Here is a 20643-nt window from a genome sequence, read left to right as displayed (position 1 = left end):
TGCGGCCGCCCGGCCCGCGCGGGGCTCGCCCGGTGCGACCGGCTCAGTCCGTGCGGCCGGCCCCGGTCAGCACCGGTTCGGTACGCCCCCGCGCGTCCGTCTCCCCCGGCCGGCCCTTCGCCGAACGGCTCCACCGGCGCACCGCCGGCAGCTCCACGAAGCGGTACGACAGCCAGGACACCCCGATCGTCACCGCCAGCAGGACCGCGCCCAGCCCGATCACCTCGGGCACACTCCACACCCGGGTCTCGCCGAACACCACCCGGACGTAGTGCAGCACCAGGTGGTGCGTCATGTAGAAGGCGAAGGAGATCTCGCCCAGCCACACCGCCGTACGGCCGCGGAACGGTGAGGCGGTGCCGGCCACGTCGGCCTGCGCGGCGGCCGCCACCAGCAGGCCGAGCGGCAGCGCCAGGGTCGCGGTGAACCCGTACACCGTCGGCACCAGGGAGAGCTGGACGGCCGCACCGACCGCGACCAGCACGGCGGCCCCGGGCATGCCGAGCGGGATCCAGCGGCCGGCGAGCACGATCCGGGCCAGCAGGATGCCCAGCACGAAGTCCAGCGCGCGTACGGCGGGCAGCGCGACCAGGAACCAGTTCTGCAGCAGCGACATCTCCAGGCCCGGCAGTTGCGGGCTGTCCGGCACGAAGGCGTCGTCGGCGAACGGCAGCAGCACGATCACCGCGGCCACCCCGAGCGCCCAGGCCCAGAGCCGGCTCTCGGCGATCCGGGCGGTCAGCGACCGCAGCCACGGGAAGGCCAGGTAGAAGGCCAGCTCGACGCTGAGCGACCAGCTGGGCAGGTTGACCGCCCGCATGACGTCCAGTTCGGGCACCCAGGCGTGCACCAGGAAGAAGCTGGGCAGCAGCCGGCCGGTGGTCAGCGTCTCCCCGGCCCAGAGCGCGAGCAGCAGCGCGGCCAGCCAGGTCAGCAGGTGGGTCGGGAAGATCTTCACCAGCCGTCGGCGCCAGAACGCCGGTCTGCTGTCGTCCCGGCGGGCCGACCAGGTCAGCACGAAGCCGCTGAGGATGAAGAAGAACTCCACCCCGACCCAGCCCAGGCCGAAGGCGTAGCGGAACACCGTGGCGGCCGGGCCGGGCGGCAGGTAGCCCTCGACGGACAGGTGGGTGAAGTAGACCAGCAGCGCCGCGGCGAACCGCAGCCCGGTGAGCGAGGGCAGCCGGGAGAACGCGGCCGGCCCCGCGGGGGACTCGGACATCTCGGATTCCTTTGCGCGTGGGACGGGAGGGACGGTCGGTGAACCGGTGAACGGTCGTCGGCCAGCCTCCGCCGCCCGGCTAAAGCACCACTGCCGGGGCCGCTAAACCTCCGTGTCACGCCCTCTTCCGCGCTCCCCGGCCTCCGCCCGCGGGCTTCCGCCTGCGCGCCCGGAGCAACCACGAAACACCGGGCACCGGTGGGGCCGTGTGGCCCGACCGGTGCCCGGTGCTGCCGTGCCGGGGGATCCCGGACAGGTCTCAGAGGTCGACGAACTGCAGGCTGAAGTCGGTGAGTCGGGCGCCCGCGACCTGCTCGGCGGGGACGGCGGCCTCGATCGCGGCGAGCTCCTCCGCGCCCAGCGCCAGGGTCGCCGCGGCCAGGTTCTCCTCCAGGTGGTCGGCCCGGCGGGTGCCGGGGATCGGGACGACGTCCTCACCGCGATGGTGCACCCAGGCCAGGGCCAGCTGCCCGACGGAGACGCCGAGTTCGATCGCCAGCGGCTCCAGGCGGTCGACCAGGGCGAGGTTGGCGGGGAAGTTCTCGGCGGTGAAGCGCGGCTGGGCGACGGTCCGGAAGTCCTCCGGTCCGAACACCTCGGTCGAGCGGTAGCGTCCGGTGAGCAGGCCGCGGCCGAGCGGCGCGTTCGGCACGATGCCGATGCCCAACTCGCGTGCCGTGGGCACCACTTCGGCCTCCAGCTGGCGGGAGAACAGTGACCACTCGGTCTGCACGGCGGCCAGCGGGTGGACGGCGTGGGCGCGCCGGATCGTCTCCGGGGCGGCCTCGGAGAGCCCGATGTGGAGCACCTTGCCGGCCTGCACCAGCTCGGCCAGGGCGCCGACCGTCTCCTCGATCGGCACCGAGGGGTCCACCCGGGCCTGGAAGTAGAGGTCGATGTGGTCCAGCCCGAGGCGCTTGAGCGAGGCGTCGGCGGCCTGCCGGACGTACTCCGCGTCGCCGCGGACCGCCTGGCCGATCCCGTCGTCCTTCCGCAGCACCCCGAACTTGGTGGCCACCACGGCCTGTTCGCGCCGGCCGGCGACGGCCCGGCCGACCAGTTCCTCGCTCAGCCCGTGGCCGTACACGTCGGCGGTGTCGATCAGGGTGACGCCGAGGTCCAGGGCCCGGCGGATGGTGGCCACCGCCTGCTCGGGGTCGGTGGGCCCGTAGAACTCGCTGAGGCCGAGGGCGCCGAGGCCCTGGGCGCCCACCTCCAGGGCGCCCAGGCGGCGGGTGGGGAAGTCGTTCACGCGTATCGCTCCGTCTCGGGTCGGTCCGGTGTCACCCCCAGCGTGCCGAGATGGGCTAAACCGCACCCAAAACGCTGCCGTGAGCGCTCGATGACGGAACGTCAGCCGCGGGACGTCTCAGCCACGAGACGTCTCAGCCGCGGACCTCCAGGATGGTCCGCTGGAGGTTGCGCAGCCAGCAGCCCGGCTCCAGGCCCAGCTCGCGGTTGAGGGTGTCCCGGGCGGAGCGGTAGACCTGGAGGGCGTCCGCCTGCCGGCCGGAGCGCCACAGGGCCAGCATCAGCTGGGCGTAGAAGGTCTCCTGGAGCGGGTGCTCGCGGACCAGGCAGCGCAGCTGGGAGACCACCTCGCGATCCCGGGAGAGCATCAGCTTGGATTCCACCAGCAGTTCGGTGCACTCCAGTTGGAGCTCCTGGAGCCAGGCGGCGAAGGCGTTGACCACCGGGCCGCTCTGCAGCCCGTTGAGCACCGGGCCTCGCCACAGCGCCACCACCTTCTCCAGCAGGTCGCAGGCCTCCTCGTAGCGGCGCTCGCGCATCAGGCCGCGGGCCGCGGGCAGGTGCTCCTGGAGGGTCTGGAAGTCGACCGCGTTCGCCGCCGTCCACAGGACGTAGCCGGGCGCCCGGGTGATGATCGGCTCGGGCTCGCCGGGCCGGGTGAGCAGCTTGCGCAGCTGCGAGACGTACACGTAGACGGCGTCCCGGGCGCGCTGCGGCGGGCCCTGCGGCCACAGCTCACGCACCAGGTCGTCCACCGGGACCACCTGGCCCATCCGGGCCAGCAGCACGGCCAGCACCGTCTCGGTCTTGCGTGCGGTGATCGGGACCGGGCCGTGCTCGTCGCTGACCCTGAGCGGTCCGAGGACCTCGTACCTCACCGGCCTTCCCCTTCCCAGCAGTGACCCGGCCGCCAGTGACCCGGCCAGCAGCGGCCACGGCGACGGGTCGGACGGTGACGGGTCGAACGGTGTCAGGTCAACGGTGCCGCACCCGCCGGCTATTCCCGGCGCTGACGCTCCGTCCGCGCCGGATCGCCCGCGGCGAGCGGGACCAGGGCGACGGTGGCCAGGGTGTAGAGGAGCACCACCGTGAAGGCGGGGCCGAAGCCGCCGACCGCCACCAGGACGGCCAGGCCGACGGTGCCGCCGAGCCGCTGGGAGACGTTCAGCAGCCCGGCCGCCGCTCCGGTGAGCTCGGGCGGCGCGACCAGCCCGGCCCGGGTGACGGCCGCGAACGCCAGGCCGATGCCGAGACCGAACAGCGCCAGCGCCGGCAGCACCCCGGCGGCGTACCCGGACGGGGTGCGCCCGGCCAGCAGCGCGGCGGCCCCGACCGTGGCGACGGTGCCGGCCAGCAGGGCGGCCCGCGGCCCGGCACGGGTCTCCAGCGGGCCGGCCAGCCGGGCGCCCGCGAAGATCAGCACGCTCCACGGCAGGAAGGCCGCCCCGGTGGCCAGCGGGCCCAGGCCCAGGCGGACCTGGAGGTACTGGGTGAGCAGGTAGCCGGAGCCGAAGCTGGTCGCCGAGAGCAGCGCGAGCAGGGCGTTGGCGGCCAGCCGCCGCCGGTCGGCCACCAGGGCGCGCGGCACCAGCGGCTGCGGGGCCCGCCGTTCGGCCAGCACGAACGCGGCCAGCAGCAGCGGCGCGGCCACGGCGGGCAGCAGCGTGCCGGCGCCCGTCCAGCCGTGCTCGGAGCCGTGCACCACCGCGTAGGCGAGCGCCGTGCAGCCGAGCGTCGCCAGGGCCGCTCCCGGCGCGTCGAAGCGGCCCGGCTGCCGGGCGGACTCCGGGATGTGGCGGGCCGCCAGCAGTGCGGCGCCCGCCCCCAGCGGGACGGTCAGGAACATCACCGCGCGCCAGGACAGCGTCTCGGTGAGCACCCCGCCCAGCACCAGGCCGATCGCCCCGCCGACACCGGACACCGCGCCGTACACCCCGATCGCCCGGGCCCGCTCGGCGCCCTCGAACAGGGTGCCGATCAGGGCCAGCGCGGTCGGCGAGGCGATCGCCCCGCCGACGCCCTGCAACGCGCGGGCGGCGATCAGCACCGCGCCGTCGGGGGCGGCCCCGGCGAGCAGCGAGGCGGCGGTGAACGTCCACAGCCCGGCCAGGAACATCCGGCGCCGGCCGAGCAGGTCGCCGGAGCGCCCGCCGAGCAGCAGCAGGCCCCCGTAGGTGAGCACGTAGGCGTTCACCACCCAGGACAGCCCGGTCTCGGTGAAGCCCAGTTCGGCGCGGAGCCGGGGCAGGGCCACGTTGACGGCGCTGGCCTCCAGCACCACCATCAGCTGGCAGCCGACCAGCGCGGCGAGCGCGGGGCCGGGACGGAAGGGCCGCGGCCGCTCCGTCACCGGGCGGCGGCGGGCGGCCGGGAGGGCAGGCCGAGGTGCTCGCGCAGGGTCGCGCCCTCGGTGTACCCGTCGCGCAGCACCCCGCGTTCCTGGAGCAGCGGCACCACCCGGTCGGTGAACTCGTCGAAGCCCACCGGGTTGAGGTGCCCGGCCAGGACGTAGCCGTCCGCGGCGCCGCTCTGCACGTTCTCGTCGATCCGTGCCGCGACGCGGTCGGGCGTGCCGACGAAGGTGTGCCGGAGCATCGTGCGGATCGCCAGCTCCCGCAGCGACAGGCCCTCGGCGACCGCTCGCGCGTACAGCGCGGCGGCGGGCGTCCCGGGCGGGCCGGCCGGAGGCGGGGGCGGGTCCTCGGGGTCGCGGCCGGAGAGGTCGGCCCGCCACAGCTGCCCGATCCGGGTGAGCGCCACGGCCGGGGTGATCTGGCGCAGCGCCACGTCCCGGGAGCGTTCGGCGGCCTCCTCGGCGGTGTCGCCGAGGATGAAGCCCGCGCCGGGCATCACCTTGAGCGAGTCCGGGTCCCGGCCCAGGGCGCGGGCCTGCTCGCGGATCGCCGTACGGAAGCGGCGGCCGGCGGCGGGCTCGTCGTGCAGCGAGAAGACGACGTCCGCGTGCCGGGCCGCGAACGCCCGTCCGTCGGCGGAGTCGCCCGCCTGGAGCAGCACCGGGCGGCCCTGCGGGCCCGGCGGCAGGGTGAAGGAGCCGCCGAGGTCGAAATGGGCCCCGCGGTGGCGGTACGGGGCCGTGCCGCCCTCCCAGAGCGCGGTGGCCAACCGGACGAACTCCTCGGCGCGCGCGTAGCGGTCGGCGTGGGCGAGGAAGGCGCCCCGGCGGAAGTTGACGCCGGCCTCGGGGTCGGCGGTGGTGACCATGTTCCAGCCGGCCCGGCCGCCGGTCAGATGGTCCAGCGTGGCGATCTGCCGGGCGAGTTCGTACGGCTCGTTGTAGGTGCTGCTCATCGTGGGGACGAGGCCGATGTGCCGGGTGACGGCGCCCAGCGCGGACATCACGGTGGGGCTGTGCGGGCGGCCGGCCACCTCCAGGTCGTCGACCCGTCCGGCGTGCTCGCGCAGCCGCAGGGTCTCGGCGATCAGGAAGAAGTCGAAGCGGCCGCGCTCGGCGGTCCGCACGGCGTGCGAGAACGAGGCGAAGTCGATCTGGCTGCCGGAGCGCGGGTCGTCCCAGACGACCCAGACGCTGTGCGGGAAGGTCGCCGCGAGCAGGACCTGCCGGCGCGGGCCGGCCGGTGTCGGTGGTGCGGGCATGACGGGTCTCCAGGGGTGCCGGTCGGCGGGGTCAGCGGGGTCAGCGGCCTCAGCGGGGCCCGGACGCGTGGTCGGCGGGGGTGGGGGCGGCGAGGCGGTTGGCGGGCCGGGGCAGGCCGAGGCGTTCGCGCAGGGTGCCGCTGTCGGGCCGGTCGTGGCGGGCGCCGCGGGCCCGGAGTTCGGGCACCAGGCCGCGGGTGATCGCGGGCAGGTCGCGCTCGGGGGAGGCGGGCAGCAGCCGGACGCCGTCCAGCCCGGCGGCCCGCCACGCGGTCAGGGCGGTGACGAGAGCGGCGGGCGTCCCGGCGAAGGTGCCCGGCGCGTCCGGCGCGTCCGGCGCTTCCAACGCGGACGGGCGGCGGGCGCGGGCCCGGCGCGGATCGTCGTCCAGGGCCACCGTGAGATCCGCGAACAGCAGCAGCGGTGGTCCCGGCCTGCCTGCGGCGGCCTCGGCGGCGCGTAGCAGGGCGGCCTGCTCGCGGGCGTCGTCCGGATCGGCGGCCGTCAGCAGCGCGAGATCGGCGGCCCGGACGGCCAGCCCGCGGGTGGCCGCGTCCCGGACGGCGACCAGCACGGGCGGCTGCCCCTGCGGCGGACGCGGGGTGATCGACGGCCCGCGGACGGCGAAGTACCGGCCCCGGTGGCCGGCGGGCCGCACCCGCTCGCGGTCCAGGAACAGTCCGCGGGCGGCGTCGCGGATCTCGGCGCCGTCCTCCCAGGTGTCCCAGAGCGCGCGGATCACCTCGACGGCCTCGGCGGTCTCGGCCTGCCGATCCTCCTGCCTGTCGGTACCGGTGGCGGTGCGGCCGGTGTTGCGGTCCTCGGCCGGGTCCAGGCCCGCCCGGACCAGGCAGCCCGCGCGGCCGCCGGTGACGAAGTCCAGCGTGGCGATCGCCGTCGACAGGTGGAACGGCTCGCCATGGGTCGGGGTGACGGTCGGCACGATCCCGATCGACCCGGTCAATGCCCCCAGCAACGCCGCGAGTTGGACGGCCTCGGGGCGGGCCCGGCCGTCCGGGGCGGGCGCGTGGGCGTCGTCCAGGGTCAGCAGGTCGAGCCGCCCGCGCTCGGCCTCGGCCGCCCGCTCCGCCCAGACCTCCGGCGGCACCGGCCCCTCCCCGGGCCGCCCCGCCCCGGGTGCGCCGTCCAGGGCGACCGCCAACCGCAACGCCGTACTCGGGTCCACCGGCCCACCGCACTCTCCCCCTGCCGCGCAGGGACGGGACGTCTCTCGATCACCCCGTCCCCGGCGGGCGGGGGCACGCAGCAGTGGACGCTAGCCCGCCCGCCGACGGCGGCAAAGCGCGGTTCAGGCCCGCTTCAGCGCCGGTTGAGCGCCGGTTGAGCGGCCGGGGAGGAGAGGGCCTACACCCCCGCCTCCATCACCAGCCGGGTCAGTGCCGCGCGGGAGCCGATGCCCAACTTCCGGTAGGTGCGGGTCAGGTGGACCTCGACCGTGCGGGCGCTGAGGCCGAGGCGGTCGGCGATCTCGCGGCTGCGCATGCCGGTGCTGGCGAGTTCGGCGATCTCGCGTTCGCGGCCGGTGAGGAGGGCGAGGGTCTGGTCGCCGGGGCGGGCGGCAGGGGCGGCGGCGGGCAGGCCGAGCGGGGCCCGGGGGGCCTGCGGCGGTACGACTCCGGCGTGGTGGGCCGGTTCGGTGAGGCCGGCGCGCCCGAGCCGCGCGGTGGCCTCGGCGAGCAGGCCGCGCGAGCCGGTACGGGCGGCCACCTCGGCTGCCGCGTCCAGGAGTTCGCGGGCCACCCGGTGCCGGGGGGCGGCCGCTCCGCCGCGGGTGAGGGCGGTGAGGGCGGTGGTGATCCAGTGGCCGGCCAGCGAGGGGTCCCCGCCGCGCAGGGCGGCCCGGGCGGCGGCGGTGAGGACGGCGGCGTCCTGGGGGTCGCGGCCGGGGTCGGCCCGTTCCAGGTGGAGGGCGAGCCGTTCGGCGGGGGCGCCGCGGGCGGCGAGCAGGCCGGCGGCCCGGCGGTGGGCGGCGATCCGCCAGCAGGAGTCGGTGCCGTCGTGGACGAGCCAGCGGACCAGCGGGTGCCGGAAGGCGCTGCGCGGGGTACCGGAGAGCGGTCGCAGCAGGTCGAGCCGGCGCAGCCCGTCGAACAGGCGGCAGGCCTCGCGTTCGGTGAGGCCGGAGACGGCGGCGACGCCGGCGGTGTCGATGTCGTCGCCGAGCACCGAGGCGGCGGCCAGCACCAGGCGCTGCTGCGGTGCGAGGACGGCGAGTTCGGTGACGAGGTGGCGGGAGAGCACATCGGGCAGGCCCGCGTCGGGTGAGGGTTCGCGCAGGTCGGCGAGGAGGCCGTCGGGGCGGCCGGTCGGCCGTCCGGGGCAGATCCGGGCGAGGGCGAGCAGGTAGAGCGGGTTGCCGTGGGCGTCCCGGTGCAGGGTGCGCAGCCGGGGGGCGGTGGGCGCGAGGTCGAGGAGTTCGGCGGACTGGGCGAGGTCGAGCGGGCCGAGTTCGACGCGGCGGGTGGTGCCGAGCTGGCTGCCGCGGGCGAAGGTGGCGCGCAGGGCCTGCGGGGCCTGCCGGGGGCGGTGGGACATCACCAGGGCGACGGGCGCGGCGACCGGCCAGCGGACGAGCCGGTCGAGCAGGGCGAGCGAGGCCGGGTCGGCGGCGTGCACGTCGTCCAGCACGATGAGCAGGCCGCGGCAGGTGTGCTGTTCGAGCAGGGCGCGCAGCCGCTCGGGGGTGGGGCAGCCCGCCGGGGCGTCCACGGAGGTGGCGATCCGGCGGATCACCGCGAGCAACTCCTCGCGCTGGCCCGCGCGTTCGGCGAGACCGAGCCAGCCGCGCAGCACCTGGACGAACAGGGCTCCCGGCAGGTCGCGTTCGGCCGGGTCGGCGAGGCCGCGCAGCACGGTGAAGCCGCGGTCGGCGGCGGCCTCGGCGAGTCCGGCGAGCAGCCGGGTCTTGCCGCTGCCGGGGTCGCCGGCGAGTTCGACGGCGCAGGCCCGGCCGCCCGCCACCTCGTCGAGCACGGTGAGCAGTTGAGCACTCTCGACGCCTCGCACCGTCGCGGTGCGCACGCGGGTCTCCCGGACTGCGATCACGGCCGAACCACCCCTCCCCCGTCGCACGGCGGAACCGGCGCGTCCGCCCGAGCCGGCTTCGATCGTAGCCACGGTCCTCGCTCGCCCGTCCGGATGAAACAAGGATTTCACAGTGACCCGGCGCGAACCGGCCACCGGCCTTCAGCCCCCGTTCAGCCCCTCGCGGCAGGCTCATGGCCTCTGCCGGCACGACGGAGGGGAGCCTCCCTTGAGCAGTCCGACCGGGCGTGAGCCGCGGCTCGCGCCACCGCCGCGGGAGCGGCGGCACACCCTGTTCTTCCTGGAGGAGATCCGGGACTTCTCCCCGGTCTTCCTGGACACCGAGGTCGACGCGACCCGGCTGCTGGCCGACCGCGCGCGGGCCCGCGCCGAGGGGCTGCGGCGCTCGGTGGTCGGGTACCTGCTGGTCGCGGCGGGCGGGGTACTGGCCCGCCACCCGGAGGCCAACGCGGCGTATCGGGGCGGCCGGCGGCCCCGGCTGGCACGGTTCCCCACGGTGGCCGGGAAGGTCACCCTGGACCGCACACTGGGCGGCACCCGGGTGGTGCTGTCCACGGTGGTGCCCGAGCCGCACACGGCGGGCCTGGCCGAGGTGCAGCGCCGGCTGGACCGGGTGCTGGACGGCGATCCGGCCGAACTGCCCGAGTTCGCGGGCGTCCGGGCCCTGCACGGCCTGTCCTGGGCACGCGGGCGGCGCCGGTTCGCCCGGGCGGCACGCGACCTGCGGCTGCGCCCGCTGATCACCGGCACCTTCGCGGTGACCTCGCTCGGCCACCGGCCGGTGGACGGCTTCCACTCGGTGGGCGGCACCACGATCACCCTGGGCGTGGGGCGGATCGCCGAACGCCCCGTGGTGCGCGACGGCGCGATCGTCGCCGCGCCGGTGTTCCGGCTCAGCCTGGCCTTCGACCACCGGGTGATCGACGGCGCGGAGGCCGCCGACGTGCTGGCGGAGATCCGTACGGCGCTGGAGGAGTGGCCCGGCCCGGAGGATGGCGAGGCGGCGGACGGGGCTGCGAGCGCACCCGCGGACGCCGTACCCGGAGAACCCGCCCGCACGACCACGATCGGAGGAACGGCATGACCGGCAGGCCCCCGGCGAACGACCTCGCCGAGCTCAAGCGGTTCGTGGTGGCCCAGGCCACCTCGCAGGGCATCACCCCCGAGCAGTACGGGGCGGTGCTGGACGGCGTCGTGGACGACGGCGACGGCAGCCCCGGCTCCTGGGTCCGGCGCTGGACCGAGGCCGGGGAGCGGCTGGAGCGGGACGGCCGGCTGCTGGAGGCCGGCCGCTTCTACACCATGGCCCGGTTCCCGTACCCGTCGGGCGCGGCCCGCCGGGAGGCCGAGGACCGGGCCCGCGCGGTCTTCGCCCGCTGGGCGGCCGGGTTCCCCGGCATCGAGCGGCTGGAGGTGCCGACGCCGGCCGGCCCGGTCGCCGCCTGGGCGGGCGGGCTGTCCGCCGATGGCCCCAAGCCGCTGCTGCTGATGTCCGGCGGGATCATCAGCCTCAAGGAGCAGTGGGCGCCGGTGCTGCTCCAGCTGGCCGAGTTCGGCCTGGCCGGGGTGGTCACCGAGATGCCGGGCGTCGGCGAGAACCCGCTGCCGTACGACCTGTCGGCGCCCGCCCTGCTGCCCGCCGTCCTGGACGCGGTGGCCGGCCGGGCCGACACCGCGCGGACGTACGCGCTGGCGCTCAGCTTCAGCGGCAACCTGGCGCTGCACGCCGCGCTCACCGACCCGCGGATCCGCGGCATCGTGGGCGCGGGCCTGCCGGTGCACGACTTCTTCACCGACCGCGCCTGGCACGCCACCGTGCCGCGGGTCACCGTGGACACCCTCGCCCACCTGGCCCGGACCGACGCCGGACGGGTCTTCGACGAGCTGGCCCCGCTGGCCCTGACGGATCGTCAACTCGGTTCGCTGGACGTGCCGGTGGCCCTGGTCGCCAGCGCGCGCGACGAGATCATCCCGCCCTCCGACGCCGAACGGCTGCGGCGCTCCCTGCGCAGCCTGCGCCTGCGGGTCCACGACGACGTGCACGGCTCGCCGCGGTTCTTCCCCCAGACCCGGCTCTGGACCCTGCTGTCGGTGCTGCGGATCGGCGGCGGCCACCTCCCCCAGCGCCTCGCCCTGGCCGCCGAACTGCGCGGACTGGACGCGGCCCCGGCCGGCGGCGGCCGACGGACGCGTACGTACCCGGCCGCCGCGGGTACGTAGTTCCGCTGATGCGCCGCGGGGCCGGGCAGGTCAACCTGGGCGGGACACCACGCACCACGGGAGACCCGCGATGAGATTCGAACTGCTCGGCACCCTGCGCGTCGACACGGGGCGCGGCACCTCGGCCGTCAACGCCCGCAATATGGAGGTCGCCCTCGCCACCCTGCTGGTGAGAGCCGACGAAGTGGTACCGATACCGCAACTCGGCTACGAGATATGGGGGGACGCGCCGCCACGGCGCTACCTGGCGGCGATCCACGTCTACATCTCGCAGCTGCGCAAGACGCTGGCCGTCGACGACCGCCCGGAGAGCGTGATCGCCACCCGCTCCCCCGGGTACGTCCTGCGGCTCGGCCCGGGCGACCGGCTGGACTCCGAGGAGTTCCAGCAGTTGATGCAGACCGGCCGCACGGCCGCCCGGGCCGGCCGGCCCGAGGAGGCCGCCGCCGCGTTCGAGGCGGCGCTGGAGCTGTGGCGCGGCCCCGCGCTCGGCGACCTGCGGGCCGGTCCGATCCTGGAGGGCTTCACCACCTGGGCCGAGGAGGCCCGGCTGGAGTGCGTCGGCATGCACATCGACGCCGGCCTCGCCTCCGGACGGCACCGCGAACTGATCGGCCGGCTCTACTCGTTGGTCGCCGAGCACCCGCTGCACGAGGCGTTCCACCGCCAGCTGATGATCGCGCTGTACCGCTCGGAGCGGCAGGCGGACGCGCTGCGGGTGTACCGCTCGGCGCACCGCATCCTCACCGCCGAGCTGGGCATCGAGCCGGGCCGGGCGCTGCGCGAGGTGCAGCGCGCGATCCTGATCGCCGACCACCGCCTCGACCTGGCCGGGCCGCCGCGCGCCGACCAGCCGGAGCGGCCCGAACGGGTGGAGCGGCCCGAACGGGTGGAACGGCCCGAACGGGTGGAGCGGCCCGAGCGCATCGGCGACCGGATCGGGGTGGAGCGGACCGCCGCCGTCCGGCGGCCCGTGGCCGACAGCCGGACCGTGCGCAGGGAGGCGGCGTGAGCACCACGCGGACCGTCCCGGCCACCCGTCCGGGCCACGTCTCCCCTCCGCCCGCCTCCCCTCCGGTGGCCATCTCCCCGACGGCCGCCGCGGTGGACGTCCCGCTCTGGGTGCGGCGGTTCCACCGCCGCCCCGAGGCCCCCGTCAAGCTGGTCTGCCTGCCGCACGCCGGCGCCTCCGCCTCGGTCTACCGTCCCTGGTCGGCCGCGGCCGGCCCGGACGTGGAGGTGCTGGCACTGCAGTACCCGGGCCGCCAGGACCGCTACCAGGAGGCGCCCGCGCAGTCCATCGCCGAGCTGGCCGACCGGGCCGCACCCGCCGTCCGGGCCGCGGTCGGTGACGGACGCTACGCCCTGTTCGGCCACAGTATGGGCGCCCTGCTCGCCTTCGAGCTGACCCGCCGGCTGGAGCACACCGGCCGGGCCCCCGAGCTGCTCGCGGTCTCCGGCCGCCGGGCGCCGTCCACGGTCCGCGAGGCCGAGTACGCGCACCTGGTCGACGACCGGGCGCTCACCGCCCGTCTGCGCGAGCTCAGCGGGACGGACCCGCGGCTGCTGGCGGACGAGGAGGCGCTGCGGATGATCCTGCCCGCCGTCCGCGCCGACCTGACCGCCGTGGACCGCTACGACGCGGGCCCCCGCGCGGTGGTCGCCACGCCCGTCCTCGCGCTCACCGGTGACGCCGATCCGTGGGTCACCCCGGCGGAGGCCGCGGCCTGGCACCGGCACACGCTCAACCTGTTCGACCTGCGGGTGTACTCCGGCGGCCACTTCTACCTGGACGGCCGCCAGGACGAGCTGCTCGCCCTGCTCGACGGCCGGCTGACGCCCGTCGCGCGCTGAGGGCCCGGCCGCACCGTCAGGGTGCCCGGCCGCGCGGCGGAGCGGAGCGGCTCCGGGCACCGCGGGGCGGAGGAACGCGGTGGCGGGGGGGGTGGTCCCTCCCCAAGGCCCCCCCCCCCGGGGGGGGGGGCCCGGCCGTTCGCGTCGCCGCTACCGGATCACTGCGGCAGCCGGTAGACGCCCTGGGCGACCGGCTCGACCAGGCCGTCGGCGACCAGGCCGTCCAGTGCCCGGGCCCGCTGCACCGCGTCCGGCCAGACCTCGTCCAGCCGCGCCTGCGGCACCTCGCCGTGCGAGTCCCGGAGCACCGCGAGCAGCTTGCCCCGCACCTGGCGGTCCGTCCCCTCGTACGACTGGCCGCGCCGCGCCGGGCCCTCGTACGGCGGGCGGCCGGCCCGCTGCCAGGCGCAGTGGGTGAACAGCGGGCAGCTCCCGCACTCCGGGCCGCGCGCGGTGCAGACCAGCGCGCCGAGCTCCATCACGCCGACCGCCCAGGTCGCCGCGGTCTCCGCGGCCTCGGGCAGCAGCGCGGTCGCGGTGCGCCGCTCGGCCGCGGTGGTCGCCGTCGCCGGGTACTCGACACCCGTCACCGCGCGGGCGAAGACCCGGCGGACGTTGGTGTCCAGCACCACGTGCCGCTGGCGGAAGGCGAAGGAGGCCACCGCCGCCGCCGTGTACTCGCCGACGCCCGGCAGCGACAGCAGGGTCGCGTGGTCGTCCGGCACCTCGCCGCCGTGCTCCTCGGTGATCGCCACCGCGGCGGCGTGCAGGCGCAGCGCCCGCCGCGGGTAGCCCAGCCGGCCCCACATCCGGACCGCCTCGCCGGGGGCGTCGGCCGCCAGGTCGGCGGGCGTGGGCCAGCGCTCCAGCCAGGCCTGGTACGCGGGCAGCACCCGCTTGACCGGAGTCTGCTGGAGCATGAACTCGCTCACCATCACCGCCCAGGGCGAGGCCTCGGCGGTCCGCCAGGGCAGGTCGCGCGCATTGGCCTCGTACCAGTCGAGGACGGTGGAGTGCAGCAGCGGCAGCGGGACGGTGGTGGGGGCGGTGATGACAGTCATGGCCCTTCGATCCTCCCACGTCCGCCGGGACGGCCGGAGCCGAACGAAACACCGCACAAACGGAACCCATTCCTTCCACTTTGCCCGGAGGGGCTCCCTCGGACGGCTCAAATGGCGGATCATGTGAAGGAAGGGGCGACTGTGCGGTGTTGGTGAGTCACAGGGCTCACACTGTCTCGTAGAGTTTGGGCGTGCCTTCTCTGCGTCAACCCGTGGGACCGCTGCCGGCCTCGATCTACTGGCGTCGGCGCGTCATCGTGCTCGCCGCCGTCGCCGCGGTCATCGCCCTGATCGCCTGGCTGATGTCCGATCAGGACGGCGGTGGCGACGGCCCGTCCGGCAAGGCCGCGCAGCCCGTCCCGACCGGCTCACCGGCCCAGGCCCTGACCCCCGGCGCCACCCCGAGCGGCCCCGCCCGCCCCGGCGCGGTCGGCGGCGGCTCCGGCGGCGGTGGTGGTGCCGTGGGCGGTTCGGGCGGCGGTGACGTGAGCCTCGGCACGGGCGGTTCCGGCGGCGGATCGGCCGCGGCCGGCGGGACCTCGACGGGCGGCGGCGCCGGCTCCGGCGGTTCGGGCTCGGGGGCCTCGGGCGCCGGCAGCACGGGCGGCGGCGGTACGGGCTCCGGCGGTACGGGCGGTGGCGGCAACGGCGCCCCGCCGGTGAACACCGCCGAGGTGATGGCCCTGCCGGTGTGCGCCTCCGGCCAGATCGCCCTGGAGCTGTCCAGCGCGCAGAACGCGTACCAGCCCAAGGAGAAGCCGCGCGTGGTGCTGACCGTGCGCAACTCCGGCCCGAACTGCCGGGCCGACCTCGGCCGCACCACCTCGACCATCACCATGATGGCCAGCAACGGCGAGCGGGTCTGGTCCTCCGGCGACTGCCCGGCCGACAAGGCCAACGCCTGGGTGCAGATCCCGGCCAACGGCGGCCTGACCGAGACCTTCACCTGGGACCGCGGTCGCAGCAAGCCGCAGTGCGCCACCCCCGACGCCACGCCCGCCCCGGCCGGCGGCTACCTGGTGGTGGCCGAGCTGTCCGGGGTCTCCGGCAACCCGCTCTCGGCCCGCTCCCCGATCCGGCTGGAGAGCTGAACGGTCCGGAGAGCTGAGCCGGCCTCAGCGCAGAACGACCGACGGCCGCGGCCCCGGGGATCGGATCCCCGGGGCCGCGGCCGTTCCGTCCGAGCCGTCGCCCGTCCGAGCCGTCGTCCGTCCGGCCGTGGGGCCGGCCCGGTCAGACGTAGCGCTCCAGGATGGACGATTCGGCGAGGCGGGACAGGCCCTCGCGCACCGATCGGGCGCGGGTCTCGCCGACGCCCTCGACGGTCTGGAGGTCGTCGATGCTCGCGGCGAGCAGCTTCTGCAGCCCGCCGAAGTGCTCGACCAGCCGCTCTATCACCGTGTTGGGCAGGCGCGGGATCTTGGCCAGCAGGCGGTAGCCGCGCGGCGAGACCGCCGAGTCCAGCGACTCCGGGGTGCCCGAGTAGCCGAGCGCCTTGGCGACCGTCTGGAGGTCCAGCAGCTCGGCGTGGGTCAGCGCCTCCAGGTCGGCCAGCACCTCGTTGACCGTGCGGCCCTTCTTGGCGGCCCGCTCCGGGAAGTAGTCCCGGGCGACCAGCTCGCGCTCCGGCTCCACGCCGGCGATCAGCTCGTCCAGCTGGAGCGAGAGCAGCCGGCCGTCGATGCCGAGCTCCAGCACGTAGCCGGCGATCTCGGTGGCGATCAGCCGGACCATCTCCAGCCGCTGGGCCACCGCGGTGACGTCCCGGACGGTGACCAGGTCCTCGATCTCCAGCGCGGAGAGCGTGCCGGCCACCTCGTCCAGGCGCAGCTTGTAGCGCTCCAGGGTGGCCAGCGCCTGGTTGGCCCGGGAGAGCACGGTGGTGGAGTCCTCCAGCACCCGGCGGGTGCCGTTGACGTACATCGCGATCAGTCGCATCGAGTGCGAGACCGCGACCACCGGGAAGCCGGTCTGCCGGTTGACCCGCTCGGCGGTGCGGTGGCGGGTGCCGGTCTCGTCGGTGGGGATGGTGGAGTCCGGCATCAGGTGGACCCCGGCCCGGACGATCTTGGTGATGTCCTTGTCCAGCACCACGGCGCCGTCGAGCTTGCACAGCTCGCGCAGCCGGGTGGCGGTGAACTCGACGTCCAGGACGAACCCGCCGGTACAGATCGACTCGACGGTCTTGTCGAAACCGAGCACGATCAAACCGCCGGTGTTGGCCCGCAGCACCCGCTCCAGGCCGTCACGCAGCCCCGTTCCGGGCGCGATGGCACTCAGGGAGGCCCGCAGCAGGGCCTCCTCACGGGAGGACTTGTCCGCCCGGTCGCTGGCTGCCACGTGACTCCTCCGGTCGACCCCGTACCGCGGCTCGCGCCGTGCACTGTCGTCCCCGTGCGCCGGCCTGCGGTCTGTCGCTCTGTCGCTATTACTGCCTTATCGCCAATTAGACAGGGGAAAGTCTAACTGCGTGCGGCAATAACAGGGCTTGGGTCAGCGCAGTTCGTCGGAGTCGAGGGGCTCCCAGCCCGCCATGAGCTCCTCGGGGTAGGCCGCGACGGACGCCCCGCGGGGTGCCGGGGGCGTCTCCCGGGGGGCCGACGGCGCCTCACCCCGCCCCTCCCCGCGCGGCTTGGCGGCGGCCCGGCGGCGGCCGGGGATGGCCCGCAGCGCCTCGCCGATGTCGGCGACCTCGACCACCTTCATGCCCGGCGGCACCTTGCCCGGGTCCGGCGGGACGAGCGCGTGGGTGAAGCCCAGCCGGTGCGCCTCGGCCAGCCGGCGCTGCACACCCGTCACCCGGCGCACCTCGCCCGCGAGGCCCACCTCGCCGATCGCCACCAGGTTGCTGGGCAGCGGGGTGTCCGAGGAGGAGCTGGCCACGGCCAGCGCGATCGCGAGGTCCGCCGAGGGCTCGGTGAGCTTCACCCCGCCGACCGTCGCGGTGTAGATGTCCTGTTTGCCCAGCTTGACCCCGCCGTGACGCTCGACCACGGCCAGGATCATCGCGATCCGGGGCGACTCCAGGCCGGAGGTCGTCCGGCGCGGCGAGGGGATCTGCGAATCCACCATCAGCGCCTGCACCTCCGCCACCAGGGGCCGCTTGCCCTCCAGCGTGACGGTCAGGCAGGTGCCCGGCACGGGCTTGTCACGCCTGGTCAGGAAGAGGCCGGACGGGTCCGCCAGGCCCTCGATGCCCTCGTCGTGCAGCTCGAAGCAGCCGACCTCGTCGGTGGCGCCGTAGCGGTTCTTGACCCCGCGGATGATCCGCAGCCGGGCGTGCCGGTCGCCCTCGAAGCTCAGCACGACGTCCACCAGGTGCTCCAGCAGGCGCGGGCCGGCGATCTGGCCGTCCTTGGTGACGTGGCCGACCAGCAGGGTGGCCATGCCGCGGTCCTTGGACGCCCGGATCAGCGCGCCCGCCACCTCGCGCACCTGGGCCGGGCCGCCCGGGGCGCCGTCCAGCTCGGCGGAGGCGATGGTCTGCACCGAGTCCAGGATCAGCAGGCCGGGACCGACCGCCTCGATGTGGCCGAGCACCGCGCCCAGGTCGGACTCGGCGGCCAGGTAGAGGTGCTCGGAGAGCGCGTTGATGCGGTCCGCCCGCAGCCGGACCTGACCGGCCGACTCCTCACCGGTGACGTAGAGGGTGCGGTGCTGCCCGGTGGCCGCCTTGGCGGCGACGTCCAGCAGCAGGGTGGACTTGCCGACGCCCGGCTCGCCCGCCAGCAGCACCACGGCACCGGGGACCAGGCCGCCGCCGAGCACCCGGTCCAGCTCCGGCACACCGGTGGAGCGGGCGGTGGCCACCTGGCCGTCCACCTGGGCGATCGGACGGGCGGGCGCGGAGACCGGCCCGGCCGCGGTGGTGCGGATCGGCACCGCGCCGTACTCCTCGACCGTGCCCCACGCGTTGCACTCCGGGCAGCGGCCGACCCACTTGGGCAGCTGGTTGCCGCACTCGGTGCAGCGGTACGCCGGGCGCGGCTTGGCGGTGGTCTTGGTACGGGGTGCCATGCGAGCCACCGTAGCGGGTGGGTGTGACAACGGGGGGCGGGTCGGGGGTTCGGTCGCGGATCCGGTCGGGGTGCCGGTCGGGGTGCCGGGGACTCCGAAAGCCGGGCGGGCGTCGGGGACGGGCGCGGGGCCGGGGTGGGCGCGGGGTGGGGCGTCGGGGGCCGGGGCACGGGGGTGCGCACGGGGCGCGGGCGCGTCCACTCCGCGTACCGGGTGGGGCGATGTTGTTACCCGAAAGAAGTACAACAGCAGGGAATGCCGCGGCGGCCGACCGCTCCGTCTCTACCGTCGGTCGGGTGACGACGAGTGCTGACGGGTCCCGCGACCACGACGCCGTGCTGGCGGCGTACGACCGGCAGGTGGACGGACTGTTCACCTACTGCCTCTCGGTGCTGTGCGAGCACGACGCCGCCACCGCCGCCCTCCGCGAGGCGCGCGAACTCGCCGGGCGGCACGGCCCGCGACTGGCCGAGCCCGGCCTGCTGCGGGCCTGGCTGTACTCGCTGGCGCGCTACTGCTGCCTGCGCCGGCTGGCCGCCGGGCCCCCGGCCGCACCCCCGGAGCCGTCGCCCGCCGAGGCCGCCCGGCGCCGCCGCGAGCTCGCCTCGCTGGCCTGGCCGGAGGCCGCGGGCACCGGGCCCGAGCAGCGCGAGGCGCTGGAGCTCGCGGTGCGCCACCGGCTGAGCCCGATCGAGGTGGCCGCGGTGCTCGGGGTCCCGTTCGAGGCCGCCCGCACGTTGCTGGCCGCCGCCGAGACCGAGGTCGGCCGCACCAGGGCCGCCCTGCTGGTGCTCGGCGTGGGCACCTGCCCGGAGCTGGACCGGCTCGGCGGGGCGGGTGCGGAGAGCTGGCGGGACTGGGTGCTCGGCCCGGCGCTGCGCCGGGAGCTGGTGCGGCACGTGGTGGACTGCCCCACCTGCCGGGGCACCTCCGAGCGGGTCGCCGGCCAGGTCGGCGAGGGGCTGGCCACGCTGCCGGGGCTGCCCATGCTGTCGGCCCCGGCAGCGGTGCCGGAGGTGCCGGGGACGGCGGCCGGGGCCGCCGAGCGGGTGCGATACCTGCCGGGCCCGCCGGTGGCGCGGCGCGGCGGGGGGCCGGTCCCGGTGACCGAGCCGGGTCTGCGCTTCGACCAGCGCGGCTTCCCCCGCCACCGCGCGCCGGACTCCGGCCGGGGGACGGCGGTGCGCCAGCGCGTGGTGACCACCGGGGTGCTGGCGGCGGTGCTGGCGGCCCCCGTGGTGGCGCTCTGGGCCGGCCACCGCGACGGCGGCGACGCGGGGGCGGCCGCGGCGGTGTCCTCGGTGCGGGTGGAGGACGGCCGGCCGCCGCAGGGCCGGCCGAGCGTCGGTGGTCCGACTGCTCCCGGGGCGGGGACCGTGGGCCAGCCGGGCGGGTCCGCGCCGACCACGGCCGGGCTGATGCTGGCCGGGGCCGGGGCTCTGGCTGCAGAAACGTTGTTCCCGGGGCTCCACGCACCGGGGATCCACGCGCCTGGGATCCACGGACCCGGTTTCCACGGCCCGGGGATCCAGGGCCCCGCCGTCCCGGTCCCGGGCCGGGGCGCCACCCCGCTCTCCAGCCCCACCCTGGTCGCCGCACCGGTCCCGGTCGTCGGCCCCGGCCCCGGCTCCGGCGGGCGGCCCGCTCCCGTCCCGGGCGGACTGCTCACGGTGGAGGCCGGTGAGTACGGCAACCGCACCGTGCTCACCCTCACCAACTCCGGCACCACCGACATCCACTGGCACGCCGAGGTGGACGCGGCCTGGCTGCGGCTCAGCCGGGACTCCGGCACGCTGCTGCCCGGCCAGCGGATCACCGTGACCGTGACGGTCGACGAGGAGCTCGCCCCCGACGCCCACTGGACGGCCCGGATCGCGCTGCCGCCCTCGCACGCCGTGGTCACCCTGGAGGGCGGACCGCAGCACCGCGGCGGCGGCACGCCGCCCGCCTCGCCGCCCGCTTCCCCCTCCGACCCGACGCCCGACCCGACGCCGGGTTCCACGCCCCCCGGACCGGGGCCCGGCACGACGCCGACCGGCGGGCCCCCGCCCGGTGGCACCACGGGCGGGGGCGCGGAAGGCGGGACGGGAGGCGGGGGCACCGGGACCCCGGGGTCACCGGCCCCCACGTCCTCGGCCTCGCCGTCGTCCCCGCCACCGGCCTCGGCGCCGGCCACGGCCGGGCCGGCGCCCTCCGGCGGGCCCACGTCGGCCACCCCCGGTGGCGCGACCCCGGCCGGTACCGGTGCCCAGCGGGCGGGCGGGGACGGCGACGGACGCGGGGCACATCGGTGAGGGGCCGGCGGTGAGGGGCCGGTCGTGAGCTGCCGTCGACGGG

General features: G+C 76.3%; 16 protein-coding genes. 6 read left to right on the top strand and 10 right to left on the bottom strand.

Features of this window, described 5'->3' with window-relative positions; translation table 11 throughout:
- Positions 1-43: 43 nt before the first annotated feature.
- From ACWEQL_RS09305 to ACWEQL_RS09275, 7 genes are all read right to left on the bottom strand, one after another.
- Entirely contained in the window at positions 44-1222 is a 1179-nt protein-coding gene (locus ACWEQL_RS09305; protein WP_452149581.1) for an acyltransferase family protein, read from the bottom strand.
- 259 nt (positions 1223-1481) lie between these two features.
- Positions 1482-2474 carry an aldo/keto reductase gene (locus ACWEQL_RS09300; protein WP_452149580.1) on the bottom strand — a complete coding sequence of 331 codons (993 nt, stop codon included), beginning with the start codon at positions 2472-2474 and terminating at the stop codon, positions 1482-1484.
- Between the two features lie 133 nt (positions 2475-2607).
- The gene (locus tag ACWEQL_RS09295) at positions 2608-3351 is read right to left on the bottom strand and encodes an AfsR/SARP family transcriptional regulator (RefSeq protein WP_452149579.1); all 744 of its coding nucleotides are present in this window, start codon (positions 3349-3351) and stop codon (positions 2608-2610) included.
- Positions 3352-3470: 119 nt separating this feature from the next.
- The gene (locus ACWEQL_RS09290; RefSeq protein ID WP_452149578.1) at positions 3471-4823 is read right to left on the bottom strand and encodes an MFS transporter; all 1353 of its coding nucleotides are present in this window, start codon (positions 4821-4823) and stop codon (positions 3471-3473) included.
- Positions 4820-6088 (bottom strand): LLM class flavin-dependent oxidoreductase, encoded by a 1269-nt coding sequence (locus tag ACWEQL_RS09285; RefSeq protein ID WP_452149577.1) that lies wholly within the window; start codon positions 6086-6088, stop codon positions 4820-4822. The genes ACWEQL_RS09290 and ACWEQL_RS09285 overlap by 4 nt, the downstream gene beginning before the upstream one ends.
- A gap of 49 nt (positions 6089-6137) precedes the next feature.
- Entirely contained in the window at positions 6138-7274 is a 1137-nt protein-coding gene (locus tag ACWEQL_RS09280; protein ID WP_452149576.1) for an LLM class flavin-dependent oxidoreductase, read from the bottom strand.
- A gap of 179 nt (positions 7275-7453) precedes the next feature.
- Complete coding sequence (locus ACWEQL_RS09275) at positions 7454-9130, bottom strand: AAA family ATPase (protein ID WP_452149575.1); 1677 nt, start codon at positions 9128-9130, stop codon at positions 7454-7456.
- Positions 9131-9362: 232 nt separating this feature from the next.
- On the opposite strand from ACWEQL_RS09275, the gene ACWEQL_RS09270 reads away from it, so the two are divergent.
- The 4 genes from ACWEQL_RS09270 to ACWEQL_RS09255 all read left to right on the top strand — a co-directional run bounded on the left by ACWEQL_RS09270 (position 9363) and on the right by ACWEQL_RS09255 (position 13228).
- On the top strand, positions 9363-10238 hold the full coding sequence (locus tag ACWEQL_RS09270) for a 2-oxo acid dehydrogenase subunit E2 (RefSeq protein WP_452149574.1): 876 nt from the start codon (positions 9363-9365) through the stop codon (positions 10236-10238).
- Positions 10235-11374 (top strand): alpha/beta hydrolase, encoded by a 1140-nt coding sequence (locus tag ACWEQL_RS09265; RefSeq protein WP_452149573.1) that lies wholly within the window; start codon positions 10235-10237, stop codon positions 11372-11374. The genes ACWEQL_RS09270 and ACWEQL_RS09265 overlap by 4 nt, the downstream gene beginning before the upstream one ends.
- 70 nt (positions 11375-11444) lie before the next feature.
- Positions 11445-12386 (top strand): AfsR/SARP family transcriptional regulator, encoded by a 942-nt coding sequence (locus ACWEQL_RS09260; RefSeq protein WP_452149572.1) that lies wholly within the window; start codon positions 11445-11447, stop codon positions 12384-12386.
- The gene (locus ACWEQL_RS09255; RefSeq protein WP_452149571.1) at positions 12383-13228 is read left to right on the top strand and encodes a thioesterase II family protein; all 846 of its coding nucleotides are present in this window, start codon (positions 12383-12385) and stop codon (positions 13226-13228) included. Before ACWEQL_RS09260 ends, ACWEQL_RS09255 begins: the two co-directional genes overlap by 4 nt.
- A 158-nt stretch (positions 13229-13386) precedes the next feature.
- On the opposite strand, the gene ACWEQL_RS09250 is transcribed toward ACWEQL_RS09255, so the two are convergent.
- The gene (locus ACWEQL_RS09250) at positions 13387-14289 is read right to left on the bottom strand and encodes an A/G-specific adenine glycosylase (protein WP_452149570.1); all 903 of its coding nucleotides are present in this window, start codon (positions 14287-14289) and stop codon (positions 13387-13389) included.
- Between the two features lie 191 nt (positions 14290-14480).
- On the opposite strand from ACWEQL_RS09250, the gene ACWEQL_RS09245 reads away from it, so the two are divergent.
- A complete protein-coding gene (locus tag ACWEQL_RS09245) occupies positions 14481-15380 on the top strand; it encodes a hypothetical protein (RefSeq protein ID WP_452149569.1) in 900 nt (299 codons plus the stop codon).
- 142 nt (positions 15381-15522) lie between these two features.
- On the opposite strand, the gene disA is transcribed toward ACWEQL_RS09245, so the two are convergent.
- Together disA and radA are read right to left on the bottom strand one after the other, a co-directional pair.
- Positions 15523-16581 (bottom strand): DNA integrity scanning diadenylate cyclase DisA, encoded by a 1059-nt coding sequence (gene disA, locus ACWEQL_RS09240; RefSeq protein ID WP_350574584.1) that lies wholly within the window; start codon positions 16579-16581, stop codon positions 15523-15525.
- 201 nt (positions 16582-16782) lie between these two features.
- Positions 16783-18306, bottom strand: coding sequence for a DNA repair protein RadA (gene radA, locus ACWEQL_RS09235; protein ID WP_452149568.1), 1524 nt, complete (start codon positions 18304-18306; stop codon positions 16783-16785).
- Positions 18307-18602: 296 nt separating this feature from the next.
- Between radA and ACWEQL_RS09230 the strand changes: the two genes are divergently transcribed.
- A complete protein-coding gene (locus ACWEQL_RS09230; protein ID WP_452149567.1) occupies positions 18603-20600 on the top strand; it encodes a BACON domain-containing protein in 1998 nt (665 codons plus the stop codon).
- Positions 20601-20643: the final 43 nt, after the last annotated feature.

The organism is Kitasatospora sp. NPDC004240, from assembly GCF_053603215.1.
The sequence above is the reverse complement of the archived record's forward strand: the minus strand, read 5'-3'. Positions and strand labels throughout refer to the sequence as shown.